The organism is Cupriavidus agavae (genome assembly GCF_004217045.1).
Lineage (GTDB): Bacteria > Pseudomonadota > Gammaproteobacteria > Burkholderiales > Burkholderiaceae > Cupriavidus > Cupriavidus agavae.
This window is the reverse complement of record NZ_SGXM01000012.1, coordinates 1-26,984: the sequence shown is the minus strand read 5'-3', so window position 1 is coordinate 26,984 and position 26,984 is coordinate 1. Positions and strand designations below refer to the sequence as shown.

The window sequence follows — 26,984 nt, the reverse complement described above, 5'->3', positions numbered from 1 at the left end:
GCCATGTTTCTGTCTCCGAAGCCTTCCTTCCAGCCGGGCTCGCCTGCTGGCAAGCTGCCCGGCTGCCGTTTCCGCCATGGCCGCGCCGCGTCCCTCGCCTGCCTGCTGCTGGCCCTGTTCCTGGGGCTGGGCGCCGGCGCCGCGCATGCGGAACGCCTGAAGAACCTGGCCACGTTCCAGGGCGTGCGGGACAACCCGCTGGTTGGCTACGGCCTGGTCGTGGGCCTGGACAACACCGGCGACCAGACCATGCAGACGCCGTTCACGACGCAGAGCCTGCAGAACATGCTCTCGCAACTGGGCATCACGCTGCCGGCCGGCAAGAACATGCAGCTCAAGAACGTGGCCGCCGTGATGGTGACCGCCACGCTGCCCGCCTACGCCCAGCCGGGTAGCCAGATGGACGTCGTGGTGTCGTCGATGGGCAATGCCAAGAGCCTGCGCGGCGGCACGCTGCTGATGACGCCGCTCAAGGGCGCCGATGGCCAGGTCTACGCCATCGCGCAGGGCAACATGCTGGTGGGCGGCGCAGGTGCGTCCGCCAACGGCAGCAAGGTGCAGATCAACCAGCTCGCCGTGGGCCGCATCGCCAACGGCGCGATCGTCGAACGTGCCGTGGCGCCGTTCGAGCCGCAGGGCGGCTATATCAACCTGGAACTCAAGGACACCGATTTCGGCACCGCCGAGCGCGTGGTCGAGGCGATCAACCGCAACGTCGGCCCGGGCACCGCTGCCGCGATGGACGGCCGCGTGGTGCAGGTGCGCACGCCGCAGACGCCGGCCGCACGGGTGGGTTTCATGGCACGCATCGAGAACCTCGACGTGACGCCGGCCAAGGCTGCCGCCAAGGTCATCCTGAACGCCCGCACGGGCTCGATCGTGATGAACCAGGCGGTTACCGTGGAAGACTGCGCCATTGCGCACGGCAACCTGTCGGTGGTCATCAACACGCAGCCGGTGATCAGCCAGCCCGCGCCGTTCAGCCAGGGCCAGACCGTGGTGGCGCCGGTGTCGCAGATCGACCTCAAGCGCGATGGCGGTTCGCTGCAGATCGTCAAGGCAGGCGCATCGCTGGCCGCCGTGGTCAAGGGATTGAACGCGCTGGGCGCGACGCCGGCAGACCTGCAGACGATCCTCGAAGCCATGCGTTCGGCCGGCGCACTGCGCGCCGAACTGGAGATCATCTGATGGCGGCGGGCATGACGACCACCAGCGCCGGCGACCTGACCCAGCGCTTCGCCCTCGACACGCAGGGGTTCGAGGCGCTCAAGAACCAGTCGCGGGCCGGGAACACCACTGCCACGCTGCAGGCGGCCGCCAAGCAGTTCGAAGCCGTGTTCACGCACATGGTGCTCAAGAGCATGCGCGACGCCACGCCGTCAGATGGCCTGTTCGACAACGAGCAGACCAAGATGTACATGTCGATGATGGACCAGCAGATGTCGCAGCAGATCTCGTCGCGCGGCATCGGCCTGGCCGACGCGATGCTGCGGCAGCTGGCGCGTGCCACGGGCACCGAACTGCCGCCGGGCATGGCCCCCGCCGGCGGCATCACCGGCGCCAGCGTACGCGACGCGGAGCTGGCGCAACTGCTCAACAGCCGTGGCGCCACCGACGCCGACGGCCCGCCGCCGGTGGGCACCACGCTGCCCGGCGCGACGTGGAATCCCAACGCCGGCGTGCGCCAGTACCAGAACCAGGCCGACTGGCAGGGTAACGGTCAGGCGCAACTCGGCCAGTTGCCCGACGATTCGCCGGAACACATCAGCAATTTCGTGAACCGCATGGCGGAGCCCGCGATGGCCGCCGCGCGTGCCTCGGGCGTGCCGGCCAAGCTGATCGTCGGCCAGGCCGCGCTGGAATCGGGCTGGGGCCGGCGCGAGATCCGCAACCCGGACGGCTCCACCTCGTTCAACGTGTTCGGCATCAAGGCCGGTGCCAACTGGAAGGGGCCGACGACCGAGATCCTGACCACCGAGTACGTGGATGGGCAACCGGTCAAGACGCGGGCAAAGTTCCGCGCCTATGGCTCGTACGAGGAAGCCTGCAATGACTACGCGCGCCTGCTGACCAACAATCCGCGTTATGCGGGCGTGGTGGCGGCATCGAACGCCGACGAAGCCGCGCATGGTTTGCAACGCGCAGGGTATGCAACCGATCCGGCGTACGGCGAGAAGCTGGTAAGGATCATGAAGAAGGTGTCGACCTGATCTGACGCTTTCCGATTGTGTTCTCCCCTCTCCCACTGCGTGGGAGAGGGGGAACAAGACTTCGGATGAACCCCAGCGCTACCACACCGGTCGCGCTGCACCCGCTCGCACGTTGAAACACATCAAAAGTAAGCACTGACAATCAACACAGGATTCCACCGTTTGCGACGCTAAAGTCGCGCCGCTTTCCGGCCGTTATCCAACGTATCCATCGCCGCCGGCCTGACGCCGCCGGCTAGCCATTCGATCCGGAGTCAGACGAACATGTCTCTGTTTAATATCGGTCTGTCGGGCCTCAACGTCGCGCAGAACGGCCTCACCACGGTGGGCCACAACTTCAGCAACGCCGCCACGGCGGGCTACACGCGCCAGAACACGATCATCGCGTCGGCGGGCGGCAACTACACCGGCTCGGGCTTCTACGGCCAGGGCTCGAACACGGTGACCGTGCAGCGCGTGTACGACAGCTTCCTGACCGGCCAGCTGCGCGGCGCCACCTCGGCCAGTGCCGAACTGGCAACCTACGCCGACCAGATCTCGCAGATCGACAACCTGCTGGCCGACCAGAAGGGCGGCCTGGCGCCGCTGATGCAGAAGTTCTTTGCCGCGGTGCAGACCGTGTCGAACACGCCGGCCGATACCGCCGCGCGCCAGGGCCTGCTCTCGGCCGCTCAGGCGCTGGCCGGCCAGATGAAGTCGTCGAGCGACTACTTCAAGCAACTGCAGGATGGCCTGAACACGCAGATCAAGTCGTCGGTCACGCAGGTCAACGACTACACCAAGCAGATCGCCAACCTGAACGGCGAGATCGCGCGCATGACCGCGGCATCGGGTGGCCAGGCGCCGAACGACCTGCTCGACCAGCGCGACCAGGCCGTGGCCAAGCTGACCGAACTGGTCGGGGCCAAGGTGGTGGTGCAGGACGGCAATACGTACAACGTGTTCGTCGGCAACGGCCAGCCGCTCGTGATGGGCACCGATGCCTACGAACTGAAGGCCGTCGCCTCGGCGTCGGACCCGAGCCGCACCGTGATCGGCTACACGATCCCGGGCAGCGACGTCACCTATGAAGCCGAGGAAGGCTCGATTACCGGCGGCTCGATTGGTGGCTTCCTGCGGTTCCGCTCGGAATCGCTCGAACCGGCACAGAACGCCATTGGCCGCCTGTCGCTGGCCATCGGCCAGAAGTTCAACGACCAGCACAAGCTCGGTATCGACCTGAACGGCGCCATCGGCACCGACATGTTCGCGCTGGGCAAGGCCCAGGTGTTCGCCAACGCCGGCAACACTTCGGGCGCCCTCGTCAATGCCACGATCCGGAACACCAGCGACCTGACGACCAGCGACTACACGCTCAAGGTGACCAACGGCATCTACACGCTGACGCGCAAGTCTGACAACGCCGTAGTGGCCACGCAGCCGCTGGGTACCGCCACGTACCCGATGACGCTCGAAGCGGACGGTTTCCAGATCAGCCTCAATTCGGCGATGAACGCGAGTGACTCGTTCGAGATCCAGCCCACGCGCAATGCCGCCGCCGGCTTCGATACGCTGATCACGGACCCGGCCAAGATTGCCGCCGCATCGCCGTCGCGCGCCGACGCCGCCACGAACAACGCCGGCACCGGCACGGCCAAGCTGACCAATGTGGCAGCTGGCTTCACGCTGCTGGCCGGCCCGATCACGGCCCGCTACGACAGCGCCACCTCGGCCTATGTCTTCTCCGATGCGGCAGGTACGCCGCTGGCGCCGCAGCCGGCGCCCACGCCGACCGCTTCCGGCGTGGACTACACGCTGAACGGCATGACGTTCAGCTTCGGCGGCACACCGAAGAACGGCGATACGTTCACGCTGTCGAACAACGCCGGTTCGGTTTCTGACAACGGCAACGCGCTGGCACTGGCCAAGCTGCAGACCGCCAAGACGATCAATGGCACGTCGAGCTTCAACGATGCCTACGCCACGCTGGTCAACGACGTGGGCAGCAAGACCAAATCGGCGCTGATCGCCTCGAACTCGCAGGACAGCATCACGACCCAGGTCTATAACGCGCAGCAGTCGGTATCGGGCGTGAACATGGATGAGGAAACCGTGAACCTGCTCAAGTTCCAGCAGCTCTACCAGGCCAACGCCAAGGTCATCCAGGCCGCCAGCACGGTCTTCGACACCCTGATCGGCATCGGCCGCTGATCGTAGCCATCCCTGAGAACAACCGGAAGGAATCCTCGCAATGCGCGTCGCAACCTCTACCCTCTACCATCAGGGCCTGGCCTCGATGAACAGCCAGCAGTCGCTGCTGATGCACGTACAGCAGCAGCTTGGCACGGGCCGCCGTATCCTCACGCCGTCGGACGACCCCGTCGCTGCCACGCGCGCGCTGGGCGTGGCCCAGGCAGGCGCCGTCAACGGCCAGTACACCGCCTCGCGCAAGGAAGCCAACTCGGCGCTGGCGCTCGAGGAAAATTCGCTGACCACCGTGACCACGGTGCTGCAAAGCGTGAAGACGCTGCTGGTGAACGCCGGTAACGGTACGCTCAGCGATACCGATCGCGCCTCGCTGGCCACCGCGCTGCAGGGCCAGTACGATCAACTGCTGGGCCTGGCCAATGCCGATGACGGCACCGGCAACTACCTGTTCGCGGGCCTGAAAACCGGTACCGTGCCGTTCGCGGCGGATGCCGCGGGCAATGTCACCTATCAGGGCGACACCGGACACAAGCTCCTGCAGGTGGATGTCTCTCGCCAGATGGCCGTGGGCAACACGGGCGCGGAAGTATTCCAGTCGGTCAGCAACAGCGCGGGCTACGTGCTCAAGGGCAACAGTGCCAACGACGGCACGGCCACGTATGGTGCGATTTCGGTGACGGACCCGAGCAATCCGCTCTACGGCACGTCGCTGGCAGTTTCGTTCCAGACCGACGCCGGCACCGGCAAGATGCAGTACACGGTGACCAATGCCTCGACGGGCGCTGCAATCGCCGGCCCGGTCGACTACGTCGACGGTGGTTCGATCAACGTGGCTGGCGTCTCGTTCTCCGTGAAGGGTACGCCCGCCGACGGCGACACGATGACCGCGCAACCGGCCCAGCAGGCTGGCGCCGACGTCTTCGCCAACCTCAAGGACGTGATCGACGCGCTGAAGCAGCCGATCAACTCCGGTACCTCGCAGGAAACGGCCAACGCCAACCTGCAGAACGTGATCGCCACGGCGCTGCGCCAGAACAACAACTCGCTCGACAACGTGCTGACGGTACGTGCCTCGGTGGGTTCGCGCATGAACGAACTGGATGCGCTGGACACGATCGGCGAGAACCGCGACCTGAGCAACGCCCAGACCCTGTCGAACCTGCAGGACCTGGACTACGCCGCCGCGATTGGCGAGTACTATCAGCGCCAGACGGCACTGCAGGGCGCGCAGCAATCGTTCATGCAGATCCAGGGCATGAACCTGTTCCAGTACCTGCGTTGATCGCTTAGGGAGGCGCCGGATCGGCGCTGTGCTTGGTCGGCGCGATCGACCAGGCACCACTCCACTCCAGGAAGCCCGCGTCTCCATTCGGAGCGCGGGCTTCTTGTCTTTATGGCGCTGGCGCGCGGCGGAAGCTGATGGCGAGACGGTTGAAGGCGTTCATCAGGCCGATCGCGATGGTCAGGTCGGCCAGTTCCTTGTCTCCGAAGACTGCGGCAGCCGCTGCGAATGCCTCGTCTGGCACGTGCGTATCGGCGACACGTGTGACGGTTTCCGCCCACGCAAGTGCCGCCTTCTCGCGCACGGAAAACAGATCCCCCGCTTCATGCCAGACCTGCACCAGGGCGAGCTTCTGCACGTCAATGCCCTTGCGCGTCAATTCGCGCGTGTGCATGTCCAGGCAGTACGCGCAACCGTTGATCTGGCTGATGCGCAGGTAGGTCAGTTCCACCAGCACGGGGTCGAGGCCGGACTGGGTGATGTAGCCGTAGACCGTGCCAAGCGCCTTGACGCCGGCCGGAGAGGTTTGGGTGTAGTCGATACGCATGGTCAGTCCTTGGTGCCAGGGTTGGTGGTGAATTTTGTATGGGGTTGCCGGAGGTGGTCAGGTCGCCGGGTAAGGAGGCCCGGAGGCCTGGCTGGCGGCGTTCGTGCCATCGGCATGTTACGCACCCAGCAGCACGCCATGCGAGCCTTGCGGCGCAAGCGCCCCCTCGGCTGCCGCCCATGTGGCGATGCCGGTTGCCAGTACAGCCAATGCGGCCAGCATGCCTACCCAACCAAACCGTCTCATGATCAACTCCATATCTTTACTACGACTCATGTAGTCGGAGATAAAGATAGTCCATCCGATGGAATGCCGCAAGCAGAGGATCGGTTTTCCTGACCTTGCCTAAAAAAAACTTGCGGACCTTAACTACGACTCATACAATCGTAGTTAAGGCGCGGCGAACGAAGCGGCCCGGAGACGCAGGCGGCCACGCCGGTCAGTGCAGTACAGATTCCATCAGGAGCAGTAGAGATGTCACAACGTATTCTGGTAATTGGGGCCGGCTTTGCCGGCATGTGGAGCGCCCTCGCTTCGGCTCGTCTGCTCGACGAGGCCGCTCGCACCGACGTCGAGATCGTGCTGGTTGCGCCGGAACCTGCGCTGCATGTGCGTCCCCGGCTCTATGAACAGAACCCGCTGAAGATGAAGGCACCGCTGCTGGAGATCTTTGCCGCCACGGGCGTGCGCTTTGTTCAAGGCATCGTGGAGCGCATCGACGTGGCAGCGCGAGAAGTGGCCGTGAAGGGTGTGGGCGCGGACACCTCGCACCAGACGCTGGGCTATGACCGGCTCGTGCTGGCAGCCGGCAGCCGCCTCTTCCGGCCTGCGATCGACGGACTCGAAGCGCACGCGTTCAATGTCGATCAGGTGGCCGATGCCTCGCGCCTGGAAGCCCATCTGCACGGCCTGGCCGACCGCCCCGACAGCCTGGCGCGCAACACGGTGGTGATCGCCGGTGCCGGCTTCACCGGTATCGAGACAGCGGCCGAAATGCCGGCGCGGCTGCGCGAAGTGCTCGGTGCGGATACGGCTGTACGCGTCATCCTGGTGGAGCGCAATGGCGAGATCGGCCCGGATCTGGGGCAGGGCCCGCGCCCGGTGATTACCGAGGCACTGACCGAGCTGGGTGTGACGTGGAAGCTGGGGTCTGGCGTGGCATCGGTGGATGCCAGCGGCGTCACGCTGGAAAGCGGCGAGCGTGTCGATGCCCAGACGGTGATCTGGACCGCCGGCGCGCGCGCCAGTGCGCTGACGGACCAGATCCCCGCGCCGCGCGACAACTTCGGCCGCCTCCATGTCGACCGCAACCTGAAGGTGGATGGCGTGGAACATGTCTACGCCACCGGCGACGTAGCGCGTGCGGCGACCGACGACGAGGGTAATGTGACCATGATGTCGTGTCAGCACGCCATGAACCTGGGCCGCTCGGCTGGCCACAATGTAGCGGCCGACCTGCTCGGGCAGCAGCCGATTCCATACAGCCAGCCGAAGTATGTGACATGCCTCGATCTGGGCCCATGGGGTGCGGTGTACACCGAGGGCTGGGATCGTCAGGTGAAGTTGTCCGGCGCCGAAGCCAAGGCATTGAAGACGAAGATCAACACCGAATGGATCTATCCGCCTGGCGCGAACCGCGCCGAGGCATTGGCATCGGCCGACCCGCGCCGTATCGTCGTGGCCTGAGTGGCTGGAATGAACAAGAAGGGCGATCCTCCGGGGTCGCCATTTTTTTTGCCCGCCTGACGGGAGTGTCAGAAAAGCCATACCTGCTATGAACGCATGTCGGTGGCTTGGGGCGCGAAGCGGAGCCATACTGGCATCCGACAACGGCATCCCCTCCGATCCAGACTATGCGTTTCACAAAGTTCTTCACGGCCCTGGCGCTGGCCGGACTGTCGGTCTCGGCTTTTGCCGGCCCCGACTGGACAGTCATCGAGCGCGCCCGCGACGCGGCACGGCACGCGCACGCGGCATCGGCGCAATCCCAGGCGCAGGGTGCCTGCGTACAGGCTTCGCATTGACCGCATTGACCGCAGCGCCGGTGGTACCGCAAGACCCGTTCGATCCCGAAACCTTTGATCTCGGTAGCAGCCTTGCCTACCTGCTGGTCCGCGCGAGAAACACGTTGTCACAGGGTCTGGAGCAGGAAGTCAGCCAGATGGGCATGACGCATGCGCAGGCGTGTTGCCTGATGATGCTCGCGGGCGGGCATGCGGCCACCCCCGGCGATGTCGCACGGCATCTGAACACCGATGCCGGCGCCGTGACGCGCCTGCTCGACCGCATGGAGAGGCGCGGACTCATCGCGCGCCGCCGTGGCGAGGCGGACCGACGCGTGGTCTATCTCACGCTGACCGACGAAGGCAGCGCGATGGTCCGTAACCTGCCTGCGGTGTTCTGCGATGTCATGCGGCGCAGCTTTGCGGGATTCAGCGCCGGGGAAATCGCGGTGCTGCGCGAATTGCTGCAGAAAGTGGTGGCCAATGGCGTTGGCGCCGGCTGACACGAGGCTCGCAGTGCAAGCGATGGACAGGCCAATTCTGACGCTCACCTACGACCAGCTCGACCAGTGGATCGAGTCCCTGCAGCCCCGCCTGCTCGCCGAAGGCTTCAGCGTCAGTATCGGCATACTGCGCGGCGGCGCACCGCTGGCGCTGATGGCTTCGCATGCGATCGGCGCGCCGGTGGCATTCCTGGCATATGACCGCCGGACCCGCAATGTCTCATGGAATTCGCCGGCTCCGCTGCCCGCTCCCGGAACGAAGGTGCTTCTCTGCGAGGACATTGCCGGCCGGGGCTACACGCTGGTCGACTGCATCGCCTTTCTCGAACGATGCGGCCTGGTCGTCCGGACGCTGACGGGTGCATTCGACGACATCAGCCGGATCCGGCCTGACTACGCCATCGACGCATCGGGCTTCTTCGCCCTGTTTCCGTGGGAGCGCCAGGCCCATACCGAACGCTACCGCGAAGACTGGCTGAAGGTTGAAGCAGGCGCGGCGGAAGGCATGCGAGACGACCACGAGTACGCCACATACGCCATCGATCTCGACGGCATCCTGTTGCCGGACATACCGCTGGCGCGCTATGACGAAGATCTGGCCGGTGCGCTGCGCGAACGCGACGCGTTGTTGCCGTTCGAGATCGTGCCAACGGCCGACCTGCCGAATGTGAAGGTGGTCATCACGGGAAGGCCCGGCATTGATCGAAAACGCACCCAGCACTGGCTGGACCAGCACGGCTACGGCCATCTCGACCTGATCATGCGAGCGGAGGGCGATGACGAGACGCCGGTTGCCGCTGCCGCGCACAAGGCTCGTGCCGCGCGGCGTGCCGGCGTGACGCACTTCATCGAGAGCGATGCCTTGCAGGCGCTATGGATTGCGCGAGACGCGCCACTGCTGCGCGTGATCTGGTGGGATGCCGACCGGCAGGCGGGCATGCTGGTCAATGCCGCCTCCTGGCGGGAGACAGCCCGGCCAGCATGACGGTCTATTTCCGGGAAGCGGCTGCCGCGTCGTAGATGACGTAGATCTTGGTGTAGCCCTTTGTCTCGAAGACGCCACTCCATCCCTTCGGTATCGTGACGGATTCCCCGGCGCGTACGGTCATTGACGATCCATCCGACGAGGTCAGCCTGACGCCGCCAGAGACGAAGTACAGGAACTCCTCGTAGGGAAAGCCGGGGCTCGCGGCGATCTCTTCACGGAATGGCCCCGACTTGTACATGCCGGTCTGGAACGCGCCATCGGCCGAGGTATGGACCGGTGCGTCCGTCGAGCTGGTTCCGTCCGGGCCATGCTCCACGCTGACGCCGGGCTTGGAGAAGATCGCGCCCGCGATCTCGGCGCGCGACGACTTGATGGGCTTGATGACCTCGCCGTAGGCCGTGGAGGTCAGGATCAGGGCGGCCGTCAGTGCGGCGGCCCGGCATAGTCTGGTTGGCACGCGGTGGGTTCCCGATGAGCAGAGCCTTGCCCACGGTGCGCCGGGGCCGGCCTGCAAAAGGCATCAAGTATGGAACCACGCGGGGTCGCAAGCCACGCCGGCGCCGGCAAGCCAGCCATGCCGGCGCGTCATGGCGCCAGTGCCCCGGCGGCCTGCAGCAACGACCCGAACAGCGTATCGACCAGCGGCAGCGCCTGTCGGCCGCTGCGTTTGACCGCCACGATGCGCCGGCGCAGCAGGGGCTTCTCGATCTTCAGCCGGTTCAGGCCGTACTCGTTCAGCAGACGGTCCGGCAGCCGTGACGGCAGGATACTGTCGCCCACGCCCATGGCGACGAGCTTCAGAATCGCGTCAACGGTCTCGGCTTCGGCCACGTAGGGATGTTCCAGGCCGGCGCTCTCCACCATGCGCCGCAACGCGTAGCCGCGCGGAAAGCCGACGAGCCGCAGGATCTGGCCGCGCAGGTCGATACCGGCGGCGGCCAGCGCCGGATCCGGCTGGCGGGACGTGACGAGGCACATGTCGTCCTCGAACAGCGGATGCATTTCCAGTGCGGCAGTGTCAACGGCGGTGTCGTAGGCGACGCCCAGGTCGGCCTTTCCACTCTCCACCAGCGCCACGACATCCGCCGAACTGCGCCCCATCAGCGAGAGATTGATCGCGGGATAGTTGCCGATGAAGCCCGCCACGGCTTCGGCCAGGAAGTAGTAGTTGACGGTGTGCACGAAGGCGATGCGCAGCGTACCCTGGGTGGTGCCGTGGGTATCGCGGATGCTCTGCGCAGCCAGATCGATGGCACGGTACGGCGCCTCGATGGCGTCGCGCAGCTTGCTGCCCGCCTCGGTCAGCGCCACGCCGCGCCCGGTGCGCACGAACAGCGGCTTGCCGAGATAGGCTTCGAGTGCGGCAAGCTGTTTGCTGACGCCTGATTGCGTCTGGCCAAGCCGGTCAGCCGCCCGAGACAACGATTGGGTCTCGGCGATGCGAAGGAAGCTGCGGAGCAGACGGTCTGGCGTTTCCATAAGCTGTGGCCTTGCGACATGGTCCCGGCAATACTGCCGGAGCCATGTATCGGCCGTGTATGGCGGAACGCCAGATTTGTATCGCCGAGTAACCGGAGGCGTCGTCGGTTACCGGAAGGCAATGGGAGGAAGGTCTCCGGCCAGCGCGTCCGGTGCGTCGTCCGCTGCACGCTGCAGCGGAATCGTGAACGAAAACGTACTCCCGTATGGCTGCCGCCGGCGCGCGATCAGCTTGCCGCCATGCGCCTCGATGATGGAACGCGAGATCGAAAGGCCCATCCCCATGCCGTTCTCCTTGGTGGTATAGAACGGCTGGAAGACTTCGTCCTCCATGTCCGGGCTGATTCCCGTGCCATTGTCCGAAACGGCCAGCTCGATGAAGCCGGGCCCCTTCGCCGTGGTGGAAATCTCCAGCACGCGCGGGCGATCGGTGACGTCCCCCATCGCCTCCACCGCATTGAGCACGAGGTTCAGGATCACCTGCTGGAGCTGGATCGCATCGCCGAACGTTGGCGGCGCCTCGGCCATGGTTTGAAGTTTCAGGGCGACATCGCGCCGGTCGATTTCCATGCGCGCGATGGCCAGGATCTGGCCGATGGTGCCGTTCAGGTCTACCGGCGCCAGCACAGGCTTGTTCTTGCGCGTGAGGTCCTGCAGGCTCCTGATCATGGCACCGGCGCGTTGCCCGGCCGCGGCAATTTCCTCGATGCCCTCCCGTGCATTCTCAAGGTTCGGCGGCGTCTTGGCCAGCCAGCGCAGGCTTGCCCCCGCATTCGAGACGATGGACATCAGCGGCTGGTTGATCTCGTGTGCGATCGATGCGGTGAGCTGCCCCACCGTGGTGGCGCGGGCTACGCGGGCAAGTTCGGCCTGGGCGCCGCGCACGGCGTCTTCGGCAAGGCGCCGTTCCGTGATATCGGTGACGGTGCCCACGTAGTCGTACCTTTCGCCATCGGTCTGAAGCGGCTTGCCCACCGCCACGACATAGCGGACCGAACCGTCTTTCCGGATCAGCCGGTGGTCGACATGCAGTGATTCCATGCGCGGAATGGCTGCGTCGACCAATTGCTTCACGCCATCCCGGTCCTCGGGGTGCATGCGGTCGAGGAAGTTGTCGAAGCGGATTGGTCCCTCCGCGCTTTCCAGCTCGAACAGGCGCAGCAGCTCGGTGGAGCAGGTGAACTCGTCGCGTTGCAGGTCCCAGCGCCAGCTTCCGCTCTGGCTGACCTTCTCGCCCATGGCAAGTGTGGCTTCGCTGGTGCGCAGATCGGCTTCCACACGCCGGCGGCGCTCGTTCTCGGCCAGCAGGTTGTCATAGAGCCGCGCGGTGTGCAGCGAGATCGCCGCCTGGACGGCGATGAGTTCGAGCACCCGCGTGTGCGCGACCGTGAAGCCGTCGCGCACCAGGCGGTTTTCGAGGTAAAGCGCGCCCACCGCCTCGTTCTGGCGGATCAGCGGGATGCAGATCGCCGAGCAATTGGCGCGGTCGGCGAAGTAGGGGTCAGAGACGAAAGGGTTGGCCCCGAACGGTTCGCTGACGCGGATGACCTGGCGGATCCGTACCGCGGTATTCAGCAGCGAGAGTGGCACCACGGTCGGGTCCGCCGGTGCATGCTGCAGTTCCACGGCAATGCCGGAGTCGATCGTATGGGCGCTGGCTTCGATCACCGGCCCGTCCGGCGTCATGCGCACCAGATGCCCGTGCTGGGCGCCGGCGTACTCCAGCGCTACCGTCAGGAGCTTGTTGATGACCTGATCGAGCCGCACTTCCTCGGTCAGTGCATGGTAGGCGCGGATGACGCTTTCGTTGTCGAAGGACTGGGTGCCGGCGGCGGGTTGCCAGTTCCGCGCCGGCTGGCGCGCCAGGGCAGGGTAGAGCGTTTCCAGTTGACGTACCTTCGCCGTGGCGCCCCATGTCAGGTATGCCTCATGGGCAAACTGCCGGTGTGCCGTCGCGGCCATCACGAGGTCGAGCGACTGGCAGTGCGCGGAGGCCCGCTCGTGGGCCATGGCGGCTACGTGCCAGAAGCCACGTTCCCGGGCCAGCGTGGCCGCCTCCTCGTAGCGCGACATCGTCCGCGTGGTATCGCCCTCGAGCCGCGCGATCTCCGCATCGACCAGTGCCGACTTGTCGGCGAAGGTGTCGGCATTGTCGTTGGCCCAGGCGCGGATTCTTGCCGCATCCGCGCGCAGCGTAGCCATGGCCGTCACGTCGTCGCTGCCATACCGGCTCGCGACGACCAGCGCCCTGAGGAAGTGGAAGTCGAGCGTATGGATATGGGCCGGCGCAGACCACGCAAAAGCGGCGGCATGGTCGAGACACAGCGCGGCGTCCGCAATCCGCCCGGAGATGAAGTGGACCGTGGCGCGATAGATCCACTGCCAGTATTCGTAGGTGGCCAGTTGCTCGCCGTTGGGAGCCCGGTACTCGATGTCGAGGTAGCCCTGTGCGGCCTCTTCGGGGGCCGAAAGATCGTCGATGAAGGCGCGCTGCAGTTCGAGGATGGCTTCGACATCGCGGTAGCCGGCCTTGCTGACGAAGTCGAGGCCACGGCAAACCTCGCGCCGCACCTCGGCGAGGTTGTCGCCGCGGACGAGCAGGTTCGCCACGGTATGGCAGGCGGCGTAGCACGCCGTGGTGATGTCGCCGTGTGCCACGCCCGAACCAAACGCCGTGCGCGCGCATTCCACGGCGTACGACAGCGGCTGGGTCCATACGCTCAGTTGGTCCAGCGGCAGCAGGACCCGTGCCTCCCAAGCGATGTAGCTGCGGCGGGCGACGATCTCGCGTGCGGTCTCGCCGTAGCGGAAGCCGTCCTGGTTGGCGCCGTATCGATGACAGACGAGCACGCCGAGCCACGCCAGCGCAGACGCCGACGCGGCGGTCATGCCGTGCGCCACCGTCTGGTCGGCCATCTCGCACAGCACCAGGAACGCCACGTCCTCATTGGTGAAACTTGCGGGTACGAATGCGGCGGTCAGCAGGTCCATGGCCGCTACGGCTTCCGCATCGGCCACTTCACCGAGGGCGTGCAGCGCATCAAGGCCAGCCGGAGACAGATGGGGACGGATCTGCGCGTAGCGCTCGTCACACTGCGCGGCACCGGGATGACTCGGCAGCGCGATGCCGAACCGCTTCAGGCCGGCAAGCGCTGTCTTCAGCGCCAGGCCGTTTTCCGAGCGCCGGGAGTGGATCTCGATCTTCAGCAAGTGGGCGCCCGCGGCCTGCAGACGCGTAGCGGAATCCTCGATCTGCGCGTTGACGATGGCGAGTGCCGCGTCGAGTTGCCCCTGGTGCAACAGTGCGGCGGCGTACTCCAGTTGCAGGGCGAACAGCAGATCCGCGCGGCCGGTGTGCGAGGCGGGCAGCCGATCCAGCAGCGCCAGGCCATGCTCGACATACACCTGCGCATTTGCCAGTGCGGCACTGCGGCGCGCCCGGGCGGATGCCGACAGGAAGATGCGGGCCACGTCGATGATCTCGCTGGTGGCCGTGACGCATTCCAGCCCTTGCGCGAGCCAGCCAGCGGTGCGGAACAGCAGGTCGTCGGGGCGATCCGCTTCGTCGGCAGGTAGCGAACCGGCCAGCAGCTTGCCAGCCCGCAGGCAGGTCCGGGCGCGGGAGTCGGGGCCGAGCAGTGCGCTTGCGGCCTCCTGTACGCGGTCGTGCGTGAAGCTGTAGCTGTCGTCGGAAAGACTGACGATGCCCAGGCTGCGTGCCGGGGAGAGCGCGGCATGGAGGGCCCGCTCGCTCAGGCTGAAGAGTTCGCCCAGTAGCCAGAGTTCGGTGCCGCGGCCCAGGCACGCCATGCGCGCGAGCATCTCCGAGGTGCTGTCGGGCAGTCGGGCCAGCCGCTGCAACACCAGTTCCGCCACGTTCTCGGTGATCTCGTGCGCGTCGATCGCGTCGATATCGTATTGCCACTTGCCGTCCGCGCTGACGCGCATGAGACGGCAGTCTGCCAGCATGCGCAGGAACTGGCTGACGAAGAATGGATTGCCGGCGGTCTTGATCTGGATGACCTGAGCCAGCGGTTGCACGCCTTGCGGCGTGTCGCGCAGGGTTTCAGCCAGGATGCGCGTCAGTACGGCAAGGTCGAGCGGAGGAAGGCTGATTGCCGTCGATGTGCTGGCCGCTTTGCGCAGTGCTTCGAGCTGTCTGCCGGCAAGCCCTTCGAGCGCTTCTTCCCGGGCCGTGCACACGACCAGCACTGGGAAGCTCTCGCTGCGGGCGAGCAGCCCCTGCACCAGACGGTGCGTCGCCTGGTCGACCCACTGGTAATCGTCCAGCACCAGCACGAACGGCTGTCCCGGCCGGCTGAATACGCCAATGAGCCGGTGCATGGCCGTCTCGACCTGCGCGTCATCCGCCGCATCGCTGGCGGGGGCCGGAAACTCGTCGACCAGCAGGCCGATGGAGGGGGCGATCCGGCAGGCAACCTTGCCGAACGTGCCCAACGCGTGCTTCAGCCGGGCGCGCCACGAGGCAAGCTGCTCGTCGTCCAGCCCCAGGATCTGATGCACATGCGTGCGGACTGCCTCGGCGATGGGCGCGTAGGGCATGTCGCTCCGGAACTGTTCTGCCTTGCCCAGCGCGACGGGAATGTCCTCGTCCGCGACCTGTGCGAGAAACGCATGGAGCAGGGCCGACTTGCCCACCCCGGACTGGCCTGTCAGGGTAACCAGCACCGGCCGCTGCAACGCTCGTGCATCGGCCAGTGCGGCGAGCAGTTGCTCCATTTCGGCATCGCGGCCGAAGACGCCGGTGGCGAGAACCAGCTCCGCCGGATGGTCTGCGTCGCCCAGCTGGAAGAAGCCGATCAGGCCCTTGCCGGCCCACTCGGCCTCGCAGCGCTTCAGGTCCGCCTCCAGCCCGGCGGCGGACTGGTAGCGAAGTGCCGGGCTCTTGTCGAGCAGCTTGAGCACGATGGCGGACAGCGCCTCGGGAATCGTCGCGTCGAGTGTGTTCGGCGAAGCCGGCGCGCGTGCCACATGGCTGTGCAGCCATTCCGAAGGCGCCGCGCCCTGGCTGACCTTGAACGGTAGCTGGCCAGTCAGCAACTGGTAGAACACCACCCCCAGCGAATAGAGATCGCTGCGCGTATCGATGGGATGACGTGTGCGGCCGGTGTGCTCGGGCGAGATGTAGGGCAGCACGTCCGGGCGCAGCACAACCTGTTGCTGCAGGCGGTCGGCATCCTGCGTCTGGCGCTGTGCGAAGCCGAAGTTCGATATCCGGCAATGTTCGTCATCGTCGACGAACAGCGTGAACGGCGTGATCGAGCGATGGACCAGCCCGCTCTCGTGCGCGGCCTTCAGCGCAACGCTGGCCTTGACCGCGATCGACAGCACGCGCTCGAACGATTTCGGGACGTCCGATCGTACGCCAAGCGGCTGCCCGGCATCGTCGTCGTAGACCGCGAACATCCCGCCGTGAACGCGCGCCAGTTGTCGGGGCACGATGGCCCAGCTGGCGCGCAGCAGCGGGCGCAGTTCGAACTCGTTCTCCAGCAGGCGGGCTGCAGTGGACTCTGCCTGGTCGGAGGCCGCATGCGCGAGCAGGATGGTGTCTTCCCCGTCCGGCGGCAACCCGCGGGATAGCGCCACGATGCCGTCCTGACAGATCGGTACGAGGCTGTAGTCGGCGAGGGAGAAACTGTTCGCCGCCGAGGGGGTCTTCTCGCGCATGGTTCGTTGTCTGGCCTGGATAAAAACCGTCCAATTGTGCTGGAAAGGGCGGCTCGGCGCTATCGTCGCAGGCAGGTTGCGACGGACAAGTTGCACGGGTACGGCGCGGCGGGATGCCGGTTGGTGTCAGGTGACTAACACCAAGGTGGTAGAGGCGCTCGGGCACGCGCCTCCACAGGGGTGCGGGACCGCCCTTGCTCCGGTCTCACGTTCGCCGTCGCCGCGATGGTGGCGATGCGAAGGAGCACCTTGGCCCCTTGTGGTTCAGCGTGCGGGAGCCGGCGGAACATCCCGCTGCGGTTCGCCGTCATAGGTCCAGATGAACTGGCGCGGAATCGGGCCTTTGTTGCGTCCCCCCTGGCAGGTTTGTTCCCATGCATGGGCGAGGATGCCGACCGAGCGCGACAGACAGAACAAGCCGCGTGCCAGCGGCGCCGGGAAGCCCAGTTCCGCGTAGATCACGGCCGTGGCGCCGTCGATGTTCATCGGGATCGGCTTGCTGCGGCCGGCGCCGAGCGCCTGTTCGACGCCGCGTGCGATGTCGGCGAACCGGCCACTCACCACGCCCTCGGCGGCAGCCTGCTCCACGAGTGCCAGCAGGCGCGGGGCGCGCGGGTCCACCGGATGGAAGCGGTGCCCGAAGCCGGACACGAACTTGCCGTGCAGGTCGCGGTACTCGGCCAGGCCGGCGACGATGGCTTCTTCGCGCGGCACCCCGGCATCGATACGGAGCGCGATGTCCTGGTACAGCTCCACGGCCTGTTCGCCGGCGCCGCCGTGCACGTCGCCGAGCACGTTGACCGCCGACGCCATCGCATTGTTCAGCCCCACGCCGCAGGTGGCGGCCATGCGTGCGATGGCGATGCTCGGCGCCTGCGGGCCGTGGTCGACGGCGGCCATCAGCGCCGCGTCGAGCAGGGCGCCCTGGCGGCGCTCGGGCAGCTCGCCGCGCAGCATCAGCCAGATCATCTGCGCGAACGAGACGTTGCCGATCAACTGCTCGATCGGATAGCCGCGATAGCGGATTTCGCCCGGCTGCATGTCGATGATGCCGGTGTGCCACCAGTCCTGGGCGGCCTGCTGGCCGGCATCGATGGCGGAGGAGTTGTCGGGGACAGGCGTGGTCATAGTGCGCGCTCCGCTTGGAGGGTGGCGATCTGCTCCGGCGTGTAGCCGAGTTCGTCGAGGATGTCAGCCGTGTGCTGGCCCAGTTGCGGCGGCGGCGTGTCCACCGACGGCGCGGAACCATTCACCTTGAAACCGGTGCGCACCAGCCGGATGTCGCGGCCCACGCCGGGCACGTCAGTGAAGTGGCCGAGCATGCCGCGGTCGCGGATCTGTGGGTGCTGGAGCACGTCTGCGACCTTCAGCACGGGGCCGGCCGGCACACCGGCGGCGTTGAACAGCTCCCACCACTCGGTGGCGCTCTTGCGTGCCAGTTCTTGTTCCAGTTCGGCAGTCAGCGCCGCGCGGTTGGCCAGGCGCGCCTGGCGTTCGGCGAAGCGCGGGTCGGCGGCCAGCTCAGGGCGGCCAATGACCCGGCAGACCGCCTCGAACTGCTCCTGCTTGTTGGCCGCGATGTTGAGCGGACCGTCGCCAGTGCGGAACGTGCCCGACGGGCTCGCCGTCATGTTCACGTTGCCGAGCGCCACCGGGTCCTTGCCGGCGATCAGGTGGTTCGATACCACCCAGCCCATCGTCGCCATCGTGGCTTCGAGCATCGACACGTCGAGGAAGTAGCCTTCGGTGCGCTGCGTATCGGCCAGTGCCGCCGCAATCGAGAATGCCGCCGTCATGCCACCGATCGTGTCGGCCACCGGGTAGCCCACGCGCAGCGGCGCGCTGTCGGCATCGCCCGTGATGCTCATCACCCCCGACATGCCCTGGATGATCTGGTCGTACGCCGGCAGGTCTGACAGCGGCCCGTCCTGGCCGAAGCCCGAGATCGCGCAATAGATCAGGCGCGGGTTGACGGCCTTGAGGTTGTCGTAGCCCACGCCGAGCCGCGTCATCACGCCGGGGCGGAAGTTCTCCACCACCACGTCGGCGCTCTCCACGAGCTTGCGGAATACGTCCTTGCCGTCGGCGTGCTTGAGATTGATCGTGATCGAGCGCTTGCCCGGGTTCTGCGCCAGGAACGACACCCCCATCAGCTTGCGGTTCAGGTCGGCATCGGCGCCCAGCTGGCGGGCGAGGTCGCCGGTGCCCGGTGTTTCCACCTTGATCACGTCGGCGCCCATGTGCGCCAGTTGATGGCAACAGAAGGGCCCCGCCAGCACGTTGGTCAGGTCCAGGACGCGGATGCCTTGCAATGGTTTGCGCATGGCGGTCTCTTACTCGACGCGCGCGCCGGACTGGCGGACGATTTCGCCCCAACGTGTGTTTTCGGTCTTCAGGAAGCTCTCGAAATCCTTGGCCGAGCCGCCGCGCGGCTCGCTGCCTTCTTCCTTGAGCTTGGCGATGGTGTCGGGCTGGGCCAGCGCCTTGTTGACCTCGGCGTTCAGGCGCGCCACCACGTCGGGCGGCGTGTTGGCCGGCGCCACGAGTGCCTTCCAATCCTCGGCCTGGAAGCCGGCATAGCCCGATTCGGCAACGGTAGGCACGTTGGCGAGCAACGGCAGGCGCTTGGCGGAGGTCACGGCAATGGCGCGGAGCTTGCCGGCCTTGATCATCGGCATGGCGATGGGCGGCGTGGCGAAATAGAAATCGGTCTGGCCGCCCATCAGGTCGTTCAGCGCTGGGGATGCGCCCTTGTACGGCACGTGCAGCGCCTTGATGCCAGCCTTGCGCTGGAACATCTCGCCGGCCAGATGACCGACCGTGCCGGTGCCGGCCGACGCCATCGACAGCTGCTTGGCCTTGGCCGCCGCCACGAGGTCAGCCACGTTCTTGAACGGCGAGTCGGCGCGCACGATCAGTACCACCGGCTGCGCGGCGACCAACGCCACCGGCGTGAAATCCTTGACCGCGTTGTACGGCATCTTGGGGTACAGCGTCGGGTTGATCGCCAGGTTGGCGGTCTGGCCCATGCCGAGCGTGTAGCCGTCCGGCTTGGCCTTGGCCACGAGGTCGAGGCCGATGTTGCCACCCGCACCGGCGCGATTCTCGACCACGACGGTCCACTTGGTGGCCATGCCAACCTTGTTGAAGACGAGGCGCGACAGCACGTCGGTGCCACCGGCCGGCGGGAACGGCACGACGAGGCGGATCGGCTGCGACGGATAGGCGTCGGCGGCGGTGGCGAGCGGGGCGGCAAGGGCCAGCGTGGCCGGCAACAGCAGGGCCAGGGCGAGATGCGGGACGCGGCGCGTGGCCGGGTGTCGGGCGATGGGGGTCATGAGGCGGTCTCCGGGGTAGCGTATGTTCTGTTTAACAGAACGTTGTTCCATGGAAAGAAACTTTACCGGGCGACGCGGTGAAATTTAAGACGGGTTAACCCCGTTTTTGTGCAAATGAATGGATCGATGTTCTGTAGGTAAGAATTCTGCGGACCAGAGCACGGCATGCGGGGCGAATAGGGCATGCGGAAATGGAAGACGGGAGCGGAGTGGGACGCGCCTTTGGGGAAAATGCCTTGACCTTCCCCCCGACGCGCGTACAGTCCAGCAGAGGGGGTGCCCCTGATGCGGAGAACGCGATGACCTGCAATGCATGCTCGCGCAGGCGGGCGGTCCAGCCCCGGACGGGCTGACACTATGGACGAAGCCATCGAACGACGTGATCTCGCCATGGCGGTGCGGCACCTGGTGCAGGTGCGCGAGCTGATTCGAAATCAGATTGGAGTCGTGCGCCAATGCCGCGCAAACGGCTGGGATGCCGAGGCGCCGTCGGCGTTATTGCATGAACTGCTGCAGGCCCAGCACAACCATCGGACGCACCGGGACCTGATCCTCGTCACGATGGCCGACCAGTCGCTCACGCGCTGGCCGGGCTGAGCCTGCCAGCCAGCGGTCAGCCCACGCTCGCCGCGTAGCGCCGCGCCACTTCCGACCACTGGATGACATTGAAGAATGCCGCGATGTATTCGGGGCGGCGGTTCTCGTATTTCAGGTAGTAGGCGTGTTCCCAGACGTCGAGACCCAGGATCGGCGTGTTGCCCGAGGCGATTCCGCTCATCAGCGGGCTGTCCTGGTTGCCCGTGCTTTCCACGGCAAGCCGATTCTGCCCGTCGACGCAAAGCCACGCCCAGCCACTGCCGAAGCGCGTCAGCGCCGCCTTGGTGAACGCGTCCTTGAACGCGTCGAAACCGCCGAGGTCGCGGTCGATGGCCTGCGCCAGCGCGCCGTCGGGAGCGCCGCCGGCGTGGGGCGCCATCACCATCCAGAACAGGCTGTGGTTGGCATGGCCGCCGCCGTTGTTGCGCACGGGCGTGCGCAGCGCCTCTGGCAGGGATTCCACCTGCGCGACCAGTTTTTCGATCGGCCACCCGGCGTACTCGGTGTCCTTGACCGCCGCGTTGAGGTTGTTCACGTAGGTCTGGTGATGCCGCGTGTGGTGGATTTCCATCGTGCGGGCGTCGATATGCGGTTCCAGCGCATCGTAGGCGTAGGCGAGGGCGGGCAGCGTGTAGGGCATCCTGGATTCCTGTGGGTTGGGGCGAAATGTCAATGCGGCTGCGCGCGCTGGGGTTCGAGCGCCTGGCGTCCGGCGTCCAGCGCCCGCGCGCAGAGCGGATGCATGCCGTGGTCCCGGGCATGCATGACGATGGCCATATGCGTCTCGCGCGTATGGCGCAGGGCTGCCGCGCGCAGTTCGGGCAGGCGGCAGGGTTCGAGGTGCAGGGCGAGCAGTGTCTCGTGCGCGTTGCAGAGCAGGGCGACGGCCTGCTCTGCATGGCCCAGCTCGGCCTGTGCGTCGGAGAGATTCAGGAAGGAGACAACCAGTGCGGCCACGCAGTCATCGGCGCGTGCTGCCGGGGCCCGGTCCATCAATAACAGGGCGATGTCCAGCGCCTGCCGGTAGCCATCGGCCGCTGGCTTCCACTGGCCGGCGCGCTGGCGCGACACCGCGGCGCGCATCGTACGTTCCCATAGTGGGAGGCTTGCGTCGTCAGGCGCCGGGCTGGCCTGCGTGGCGGAATACTGCGGATTCATGGCAAGACCCCCGGCACCGGAATCTTTAAATGATAAGTATTCTCATTTGCCGGGTCCAGCTTACACGCGTCGGGTGAAGGGGCTTGCCGAGGGGCGGGACCGGGCCCGCCCCCCAAGACATCAAACCATCACGGCAGGACCGGATTGGCCACGGCGCGGGCGATGATCGCGTCGGCATCGCGTTGCAGCAGCAGGCGCTGGGCCACAAGGTCGTTCGCGGCGGTGGTCACGGCGGCCACGTAGCCCGCCTGGTCGGTATAGAGCGATTCCAGCGACGGCCTTCCATCCCCGGCGGCAATCCGCGCGGCCTCGGTCTTGTGGAATGGGATGAACGCGCCGGTCAGGTTCGACAGGTCGACGATGCCCGGCGTGGCCACATAGTTGAACTCGATGCTGGTGCCGACCGGCGCCCGCGCCTCCACCGAACGGATACCGGCGCGCGGAATGCCGGTGGTGGCATCCACCTGCGGCACCAGGATGGCGTAGTCGCGGTTCAGGTTGGCTGGCGGCAGCAGCGTGGCGATGCCCGATTCATCCTCGCGCCGGTACTGCGGCCCGAAGTCGAGCAGCGGATAGCCGTTGTAGCGCGCCAGATACTGGAAGTCCGGGATCGGCGTGGAGACCCCGGCTACCGGCCACGACAGTCCCTTCATGACCGGCATCGCCAGGCTCGCGGGCCGTACCAGCGTGCCATCGGCCAGTGCCGGCACCTGGCTTGGCGGCGGCGCGGTGCCCTTCACGACCCAATCTTCCAGGTCGAGAAACAGCGCGCGGAACGTGTCGTTGAAATGGATCACGGTGCCGGCCGGATACACGTTGCGCGTGGGGGCATAGGTAATGCTGGCGGTGCCGCCGGCGCCCCCGTGCTGCGTGCCGGTGTAGTAGTAGATGCGCGCGTTATCGGGCTGCCTGAGATCGGCGAAGCCGTTGGCATCGGTCAGCACCGGCGAGCCTTGCAGTTGCCAGAACTCGGTGCCCGACAGGCCCAGGAAGAACTTCGGGCAGGTGTTCGTCGCCGCGCAACGCGCCATCACCCCGCCAGACTTGCCCGAGATGTCATCCACGTAGTCCTTGTCGAGCCCGCGCGGCGCGGTCTGGCCGAATGCCGTGTGGTCGGTGCGCAGTCCGCCGCCGCCGCCCGGCACGGCGAAGCGCGTGTTGAGGTTAGTCTGCCGTGCCGCCACGTGTGCGTAGATGCCGTCGAACACCTTCGAGCCGTCCAGCGCCTGGTTGAACCCCAGGTGCAGGAACGTCTTCATCGCGTTGCCTGATTGCGACGTGCCCTGCCCGATGGTGTTGCGGATGCTGCCGGCCAGCGGGTTTGGCGTGCCCGCGCTGTCCACCGCCTTGCTGCGGAAGAAGGTGACGGTATCGCGCAGGGCGGCCAGGCCCACCCCCATCACCTTGGGGTCCTTCGCCACGTAGACCAGTTCGTACAGGTATTGCGGGTCGAAGCCGCCGCGCAGGCAGATGCTGGCCGGATCGGCGGTGCCCGGGAATGGCACGCCGGCATCGCACTTTGCGAACTTCCAGTCGGCGGCGGGAATGGCCACACGTGCGTCGGTCTCGTTCTGGCGCCGTGTCAGCGAGTAGCCGGGCTGGGTATTGTCGAGGCTGGCCGGCGCGTAGGGAATCATCGTGCCGTTGAATACGCCACCGGGCAGCGACATCGCCGGAGTGGCCACGGTAGGCACCAGTTCCGTGCGATAGGGGCCGGTGATCGAGGTGCCGTCGGCGTTCTTCGCCACGGGCACGGTCACGGTCAGGCGCGCCGGCGTGGACTTCGGCACATCGCCTTGCCAGGCCGAGTACAGCAGTACGTAGCCGCGCTCGAAGTACACGGCGTCGCTGGGCGAAGTGGCCGGGTTGGGCATGGTCAGGATGTTGCCGCGGTTCGGCGCGTCGTAGCGCAGCACGCCACTGGCCTTGCTCATGTCCTTGGGCTTGAGCATCGTGAAGTCGGCGGTGTACTCGACCATGCCGTTGGCATTGAGCGGTGCGAGCGCGAGATCCTGGATGATGGCGTTCTTCGGGTCTTTCGGATCGACTTCGCCACGGATGGTGCCGGTCAGTTGCTCGTACTGGCCCACGCTGCCGTACGAACCGGCAAAGTCCTGCCGGCCGGTAATGGTCAGCGTCTGCGCGGGGGTGCGCGCCTCGGGCGTGCCGCCGCCGGAGCCGCCGCCCGCGTTGCCGCCACCTGCGTTGCCGTTGTTGTCATCGCTGCCGCCGCAACCTGCTACCGCCAGCGCCGCCGCGAGCGCGAGCGCCGCCGCGTGCCGGCCATGTGCACGTCCTTCCATCTGATGTCTCCTCGGTCTTTTATGGCTTTGTCTAAAACGCCGTCCGTTCCTGCGACGGAGGGCGCCTCGACTATAGGTGCTCGGGATTGTGCTGATAAATTGATTGTTTGGATCGATTGATCGGTTTCCCAGAAAAAAGCCGGGCACGCGGCCCGGCTCTTCCCATCGCACTGCCTGCCGTCTAGGACTTGGTCACGTCGAACACCAGGTTGACCGGCGACGGGCCGAACGAACCGTTCGGCACCACGCCCGACTGATTGATGCCGGGGCGCGACCAGTCGCACACGCCGTTGGGGAAGATGGCCTGCATCCGGGTCATCTCGGCACCAGTGAACATCACGGCGTAGTCGGTAGCCGCGATCGGCTTGAGCGCGCACTTGAGGACGTTGGCAGCCACGGGTCCGCCCGCCACGATGCGCGGCGCGGTCCACGACGGGAACAGGCCGTTGCACGTGGTGTTGGCGATCGGGCTCAGCGTCTGCGTCTCCTGCACGAACGTCGAGGCGTCGCTCCAGCAGCCATCCACCGCGTTGGCGGGCTTGTACGTCACCACCTTGTCCTTCTGGGCAGTGGACGTGGCATCGGCCTTGTAAGCCGCCACCCAGGTGATGAACGCGTTCCAGGCCGTATCGGCCGGCACCGGGTTGCCGCGCCACATCACGTGGTTGTTGCTGTCGCCGTTGGCCTGCACCATCCGCTCGCGCAGTGCGAAGTGGAACCACTGATAGTGGTAGGCCGTGTCCTCGTTGTAGATCCCGGTGACGTCGAAGACCGGGATCGTGGCCAGCCCGCCATTGGTGCCGAGCTGGAGCCCGCTCTGGTAGGCGCGCAGGATGGCGCCCGGGTCGCCGGCCACGCGGTTGGCCACGTAGTTGGCGTCCTGGTCGTAGCCGCCCACCTTCTCGTTGAGGTCGAGGAACTGCGTGGTTGTGATGGCGCCGCTGTTCAGTGCGGCCAGCCCATACTGGACTCCCACGTTGTCGAACGGACGCAGCGCGAAGCCGGTGGCCTTGTCCACGCCATAGATGTTCTTCGCCGCGTCATAGACCGTGGGCCGGATGCCGGTCGGGTTGTTGACCGGGTCATAGCGCAGCGACGCGGGCACCGCCGCGTTGAACACGGCCGGGTTGTAGCCGGCATAGTCCACGCGTCCCGGCACGGGGTCGGTGCGCTGGGCCTGGTTGGCGGCATCCTCGAACGCCTTGCGGCTCTTGTAGCCGGTCACCGCTGCGATCTGCGTGTCGCTGAGCGCCAATGGGAACAGCGTGATGTAGTGCGTGATCAGGTGCCCGTCCGAGCCCGAGAACGCAATCGACAGCGGGTCGGGGAAGGTGCACGAGATCAGCACGCCATCGAACAGGCCGGGAATGCGGTCGGCCGGCTGTGCGCTGCCGTACGATCCGCCCGAGCAGCCCGCGCTGACCGTGAAGGCCGGCACGCCGAAGCGTTCGATCGTGGCTTCCTTGGACATCATCGCTGCCTCGCTGGCCAGCACTGCATTGCAGTTGTTCGACGCATGCTGCAGCGTGTTGGCGAACATCGCGTAGCCCTCGGCCAGCCGCTGCGTGTTGAGCAGGCTGAAGTCGAAGCCGGCGGACTGGAGGTTGCCCTGCGCGGCCCCCTGGATGTACCAGCCGCCCGGGCATCCAAAGCCCTCGATGGCGATCAGGCGCCGGTTCCAGGCCCGTGGCGGCGAGGTCGGCGTGGGTGCCGATTCGCTGGTCGGGTCGTGGATCACGGCGTTCTGGTAGATGCCGCGGTCGACGGTGCCCGTCTCCACGCGCACGATGAACGGCACCTGCGTACCGTTGAGCGTGGTGACGGTGGCAACGTCGGCCGGGCGTACCGAGGTATCGCCCATCACCTTGAGCGCGCCGCCCTGCGTGGACATGTAGAGGTAGTTCACGCGCGTGGCCACGCTGCAGTTCTCGTCGAGCGGCGCGCCGAGCGTGCTGCCGTCTGGCAACTGGAACGCGCTGGTCTGGCAGATGAACGGGGTCTGCCAGGGTCCGGAGATCACCGGGCCGGTGATCGGGTAGTTGGTCATCGCCAGCGTGTTCGACGCCTTGCCGACGCTGGCAACCACCGCGTTGGCGCCGTTCGTCATGCCGGTCAGCACGGCCTGGCGATGGGAGGCATCGGTGGGGCTGGGGCGGAACTGCGCGGTCACGTCGGTGCCGTTCAGCGTGATCCTGAGGGGACGGTCGTTGGTGACCGTGTTGGGAACGCCAACGTCGATCAGGGCGGTGCCGCCCGTGACGTATTCGGGCTGCGAAGACAGCAACTGGACCGTGGGCGCGATGCCCGGATCATCGTCACCGCCTCCGCCGCACGACGCAAGGCCGATGGCCATCATGCCGGCGAGGGCGACGCCGAGCAGTCTCTTGAGCGATTTCATGGGGAGTCTCCAGTCGTTGTCCTGGGACGCCCGGCGACGCGGGCGCCTGAGCCGAGCTTAGGGCGCGAATTTGCGTTGTCAAAGGTCGGAAAACACTGCCGGAATTGGTTGCAGCGGCGTAACGGTAGAAAGTGCCTGGCGTGCAAACACGGCAACCATCAATTGCAAGATCGCCGTCCAGATGGCTGGGGAAAGGGCACAATTCCTGAATTCAATTATTTTGAATAACTATGACAGCGATAGCCTGTTTTCGCCGTGCTGCCGGCCGCTATAGTTCTACCCATGGACAGCGCAGCAACGCAG

General features: G+C 66.2%; 21 protein-coding genes. 9 read left to right on the top strand and 12 right to left on the bottom strand.

Going from position 1 to position 26,984, the window contains the following annotated elements; genetic code table 11:
* Nucleotides 1–3: 3 nt before the first annotated feature.
* The 4 genes from EV147_RS24345 to flgL all read left to right on the top strand — a co-directional run bounded on the left by EV147_RS24345 (nucleotide 4) and on the right by flgL (nucleotide 5,679).
* Nucleotides 4–1,188: a flagellar basal body P-ring protein FlgI gene (locus EV147_RS24345; RefSeq protein ID WP_130393801.1), complete on the top strand. Its 1,185-nt coding sequence runs from the start codon at nucleotides 4–6 to the stop codon at nucleotides 1,186–1,188.
* A gap of 11 nt (nucleotides 1,189–1,199) precedes the next feature.
* Nucleotides 1,200–2,210: a flagellar assembly peptidoglycan hydrolase FlgJ gene (gene flgJ / locus EV147_RS24340; RefSeq protein WP_130393800.1), complete on the top strand. Its 1,011-nt coding sequence runs from the start codon at nucleotides 1,200–1,202 to the stop codon at nucleotides 2,208–2,210.
* 264 nt (nucleotides 2,211–2,474) lie between these two features.
* On the top strand, nucleotides 2,475–4,400 hold the full coding sequence (flgK, locus tag EV147_RS24335) for a flagellar hook-associated protein FlgK (protein ID WP_130393799.1): 1,926 nt from the start codon (nucleotides 2,475–2,477) through the stop codon (nucleotides 4,398–4,400).
* 40 nt (nucleotides 4,401–4,440) lie between these two features.
* Nucleotides 4,441–5,679 carry a flagellar hook-associated protein FlgL gene (gene flgL, locus EV147_RS24330; RefSeq protein WP_130393798.1) on the top strand — a complete coding sequence of 413 codons (1,239 nt, stop codon included), beginning with the start codon at nucleotides 4,441–4,443 and terminating at the stop codon, nucleotides 5,677–5,679.
* 109 nt (nucleotides 5,680–5,788) lie between these two features.
* On the opposite strand, the gene EV147_RS24325 is transcribed toward flgL, so the two are convergent.
* Nucleotides 5,789–6,232 (bottom strand): carboxymuconolactone decarboxylase family protein, encoded by a 444-nt coding sequence (locus EV147_RS24325; RefSeq protein WP_198680355.1) that lies wholly within the window; start codon nucleotides 6,230–6,232, stop codon nucleotides 5,789–5,791.
* 111 nt (nucleotides 6,233–6,343) lie between these two features.
* Nucleotides 6,344–6,472 carry a hypothetical protein gene (locus EV147_RS26410; protein WP_268907508.1) on the bottom strand — a complete coding sequence of 43 codons (129 nt, stop codon included), beginning with the start codon at nucleotides 6,470–6,472 and terminating at the stop codon, nucleotides 6,344–6,346.
* A 228-nt stretch (nucleotides 6,473–6,700) separates the two neighbouring features.
* Here EV147_RS26410 and EV147_RS24320 point away from each other — a divergent pair, with 228 nt between their 5' ends.
* The 4 genes from EV147_RS24320 (at nucleotide 6,701) to EV147_RS24310 (ending at nucleotide 9,717) form a co-directional block, all read left to right on the top strand.
* Nucleotides 6,701–7,912, top strand: coding sequence for an NAD(P)/FAD-dependent oxidoreductase (locus EV147_RS24320; RefSeq protein ID WP_130393796.1), 1,212 nt, complete (start codon nucleotides 6,701–6,703; stop codon nucleotides 7,910–7,912).
* A gap of 167 nt (nucleotides 7,913–8,079) precedes the next feature.
* Complete coding sequence (locus EV147_RS26370) at nucleotides 8,080–8,250, top strand: hypothetical protein (protein WP_235844981.1); 171 nt, start codon at nucleotides 8,080–8,082, stop codon at nucleotides 8,248–8,250.
* Nucleotides 8,247–8,732 (top strand): MarR family winged helix-turn-helix transcriptional regulator, encoded by a 486-nt coding sequence (locus tag EV147_RS24315; RefSeq protein WP_328591163.1) that lies wholly within the window; start codon nucleotides 8,247–8,249, stop codon nucleotides 8,730–8,732. Before EV147_RS26370 ends, EV147_RS24315 begins: the two co-directional genes overlap by 4 nt.
* 22 nt (nucleotides 8,733–8,754) lie before the next feature.
* Nucleotides 8,755–9,717, top strand: coding sequence for a phosphoribosyltransferase (locus EV147_RS24310; protein WP_130393895.1), 963 nt, complete (start codon nucleotides 8,755–8,757; stop codon nucleotides 9,715–9,717).
* A 4-nt stretch (nucleotides 9,718–9,721) separates the two neighbouring features.
* On the opposite strand, the gene EV147_RS24305 is transcribed toward EV147_RS24310, so the two are convergent.
* From EV147_RS24305 to EV147_RS24280, 6 genes are all read right to left on the bottom strand, one after another.
* On the bottom strand, nucleotides 9,722–10,177 hold the full coding sequence (locus EV147_RS24305; protein WP_130393794.1) for a cupin domain-containing protein: 456 nt from the start codon (nucleotides 10,175–10,177) through the stop codon (nucleotides 9,722–9,724).
* 128 nt (nucleotides 10,178–10,305) lie between these two features.
* Nucleotides 10,306–11,199 carry a LysR family transcriptional regulator gene (locus EV147_RS24300; protein ID WP_130393793.1) on the bottom strand — a complete coding sequence of 298 codons (894 nt, stop codon included), beginning with the start codon at nucleotides 11,197–11,199 and terminating at the stop codon, nucleotides 10,306–10,308.
* 108 nt (nucleotides 11,200–11,307) lie between these two features.
* On the bottom strand, nucleotides 11,308–16,887 hold the full coding sequence (locus tag EV147_RS24295; protein WP_130393792.1) for a trifunctional serine/threonine-protein kinase/ATP-binding protein/sensor histidine kinase: 5,580 nt from the start codon (nucleotides 16,885–16,887) through the stop codon (nucleotides 11,308–11,310).
* Nucleotides 16,888–17,151: 264 nt separating this feature from the next.
* Nucleotides 17,152–18,015, bottom strand: coding sequence for a citryl-CoA lyase (locus EV147_RS24290; protein ID WP_130393791.1), 864 nt, complete (start codon nucleotides 18,013–18,015; stop codon nucleotides 17,152–17,154).
* Nucleotides 18,012–19,211 carry a CaiB/BaiF CoA transferase family protein gene (locus EV147_RS24285; RefSeq protein WP_130393790.1) on the bottom strand — a complete coding sequence of 400 codons (1,200 nt, stop codon included), beginning with the start codon at nucleotides 19,209–19,211 and terminating at the stop codon, nucleotides 18,012–18,014. The genes EV147_RS24290 and EV147_RS24285 overlap by 4 nt, the downstream gene beginning before the upstream one ends.
* 9 nt (nucleotides 19,212–19,220) lie before the next feature.
* Nucleotides 19,221–20,225, bottom strand: a complete 1,005-nt coding sequence (locus EV147_RS24280) for a Bug family tripartite tricarboxylate transporter substrate binding protein (protein WP_130393789.1) — start codon at nucleotides 20,223–20,225, stop codon at nucleotides 19,221–19,223.
* A gap of 357 nt (nucleotides 20,226–20,582) precedes the next feature.
* On the opposite strand from EV147_RS24280, the gene EV147_RS24275 reads away from it, so the two are divergent.
* Nucleotides 20,583–20,822, top strand: coding sequence for a hypothetical protein (locus tag EV147_RS24275; RefSeq protein WP_130393788.1), 240 nt, complete (start codon nucleotides 20,583–20,585; stop codon nucleotides 20,820–20,822).
* Nucleotides 20,823–20,838: 16 nt separating this feature from the next.
* Here EV147_RS24275 and EV147_RS24270 read toward each other — a convergent pair whose 3' ends face one another.
* From EV147_RS24270 to EV147_RS24255, 4 genes are all read right to left on the bottom strand, one after another.
* The gene (locus tag EV147_RS24270) at nucleotides 20,839–21,462 is read right to left on the bottom strand and encodes a superoxide dismutase (protein WP_130393787.1); all 624 of its coding nucleotides are present in this window, start codon (nucleotides 21,460–21,462) and stop codon (nucleotides 20,839–20,841) included.
* A gap of 29 nt (nucleotides 21,463–21,491) precedes the next feature.
* Nucleotides 21,492–21,980, bottom strand: a complete 489-nt coding sequence (locus EV147_RS24265) for a hypothetical protein (protein WP_130393786.1) — start codon at nucleotides 21,978–21,980, stop codon at nucleotides 21,492–21,494.
* A gap of 128 nt (nucleotides 21,981–22,108) precedes the next feature.
* A complete protein-coding gene (locus tag EV147_RS24260; RefSeq protein ID WP_130393785.1) occupies nucleotides 22,109–24,283 on the bottom strand; it encodes an alpha/beta hydrolase domain-containing protein in 2,175 nt (724 codons plus the stop codon).
* Between the two features lie 181 nt (nucleotides 24,284–24,464).
* Entirely contained in the window at nucleotides 24,465–26,681 is a 2,217-nt protein-coding gene (locus EV147_RS24255; protein WP_130393784.1) for a DUF6351 family protein, read from the bottom strand.
* Between the last annotated feature and the right edge of the window lie 303 nt (nucleotides 26,682–26,984).

Bases quoted from the DNA above. Each gene is read 5' to 3' on its own strand.
- EV147_RS24345 (WP_130393801.1), top strand. From the start codon at position 4: ATGTTTCTGTCTCCGAAGCCTTCCTTCCAGCCGGGCTCGCCTGCTGGC.
- flgJ (WP_130393800.1), top strand. From the start codon at position 1,200: ATGACGACCACCAGCGCCGGCGACCTGACCCAGCGCTTCGCCCTCGAC.
- flgK (WP_130393799.1), top strand. From the start codon at position 2,475: ATGTCTCTGTTTAATATCGGTCTGTCGGGCCTCAACGTCGCGCAGAAC.
- flgL (WP_130393798.1), top strand. From the start codon at position 4,441: ATGCGCGTCGCAACCTCTACCCTCTACCATCAGGGCCTGGCCTCGATG.
- EV147_RS26410 (WP_268907508.1), bottom strand. From the start codon at position 6,472: ATGAGACGGTTTGGTTGGGTAGGCATGCTGGCCGCATTGGCTGTACTG.
- EV147_RS24320 (WP_130393796.1), top strand. From the start codon at position 6,701: ATGTCACAACGTATTCTGGTAATTGGGGCCGGCTTTGCCGGCATGTGG.
- EV147_RS26370 (WP_235844981.1), top strand. From the start codon at position 8,080: ATGCGTTTCACAAAGTTCTTCACGGCCCTGGCGCTGGCCGGACTGTCG.
- EV147_RS24310 (WP_130393895.1), top strand. From the start codon at position 8,755: ATGGACAGGCCAATTCTGACGCTCACCTACGACCAGCTCGACCAGTGG.
- EV147_RS24300 (WP_130393793.1), bottom strand. From the start codon at position 11,199: ATGGAAACGCCAGACCGTCTGCTCCGCAGCTTCCTTCGCATCGCCGAG.
- EV147_RS24295 (WP_130393792.1), bottom strand. From the start codon at position 16,887: ATGCGCGAGAAGACCCCCTCGGCGGCGAACAGTTTCTCCCTCGCCGAC.
- EV147_RS24290 (WP_130393791.1), bottom strand. From the start codon at position 18,015: ATGACCACGCCTGTCCCCGACAACTCCTCCGCCATCGATGCCGGCCAG.
- EV147_RS24285 (WP_130393790.1), bottom strand. From the start codon at position 19,211: ATGCGCAAACCATTGCAAGGCATCCGCGTCCTGGACCTGACCAACGTG.
- EV147_RS24280 (WP_130393789.1), bottom strand. From the start codon at position 20,225: ATGACCCCCATCGCCCGACACCCGGCCACGCGCCGCGTCCCGCATCTC.
- EV147_RS24275 (WP_130393788.1), top strand. From the start codon at position 20,583: ATGGACGAAGCCATCGAACGACGTGATCTCGCCATGGCGGTGCGGCAC.
- EV147_RS24270 (WP_130393787.1), bottom strand. From the start codon at position 21,462: ATGCCCTACACGCTGCCCGCCCTCGCCTACGCCTACGATGCGCTGGAA.
- EV147_RS24265 (WP_130393786.1), bottom strand. From the start codon at position 21,980: ATGAATCCGCAGTATTCCGCCACGCAGGCCAGCCCGGCGCCTGACGAC.
- EV147_RS24260 (WP_130393785.1), bottom strand. From the start codon at position 24,283: ATGGAAGGACGTGCACATGGCCGGCACGCGGCGGCGCTCGCGCTCGCG.
- EV147_RS24255 (WP_130393784.1), bottom strand. From the start codon at position 26,681: ATGAAATCGCTCAAGAGACTGCTCGGCGTCGCCCTCGCCGGCATGATG.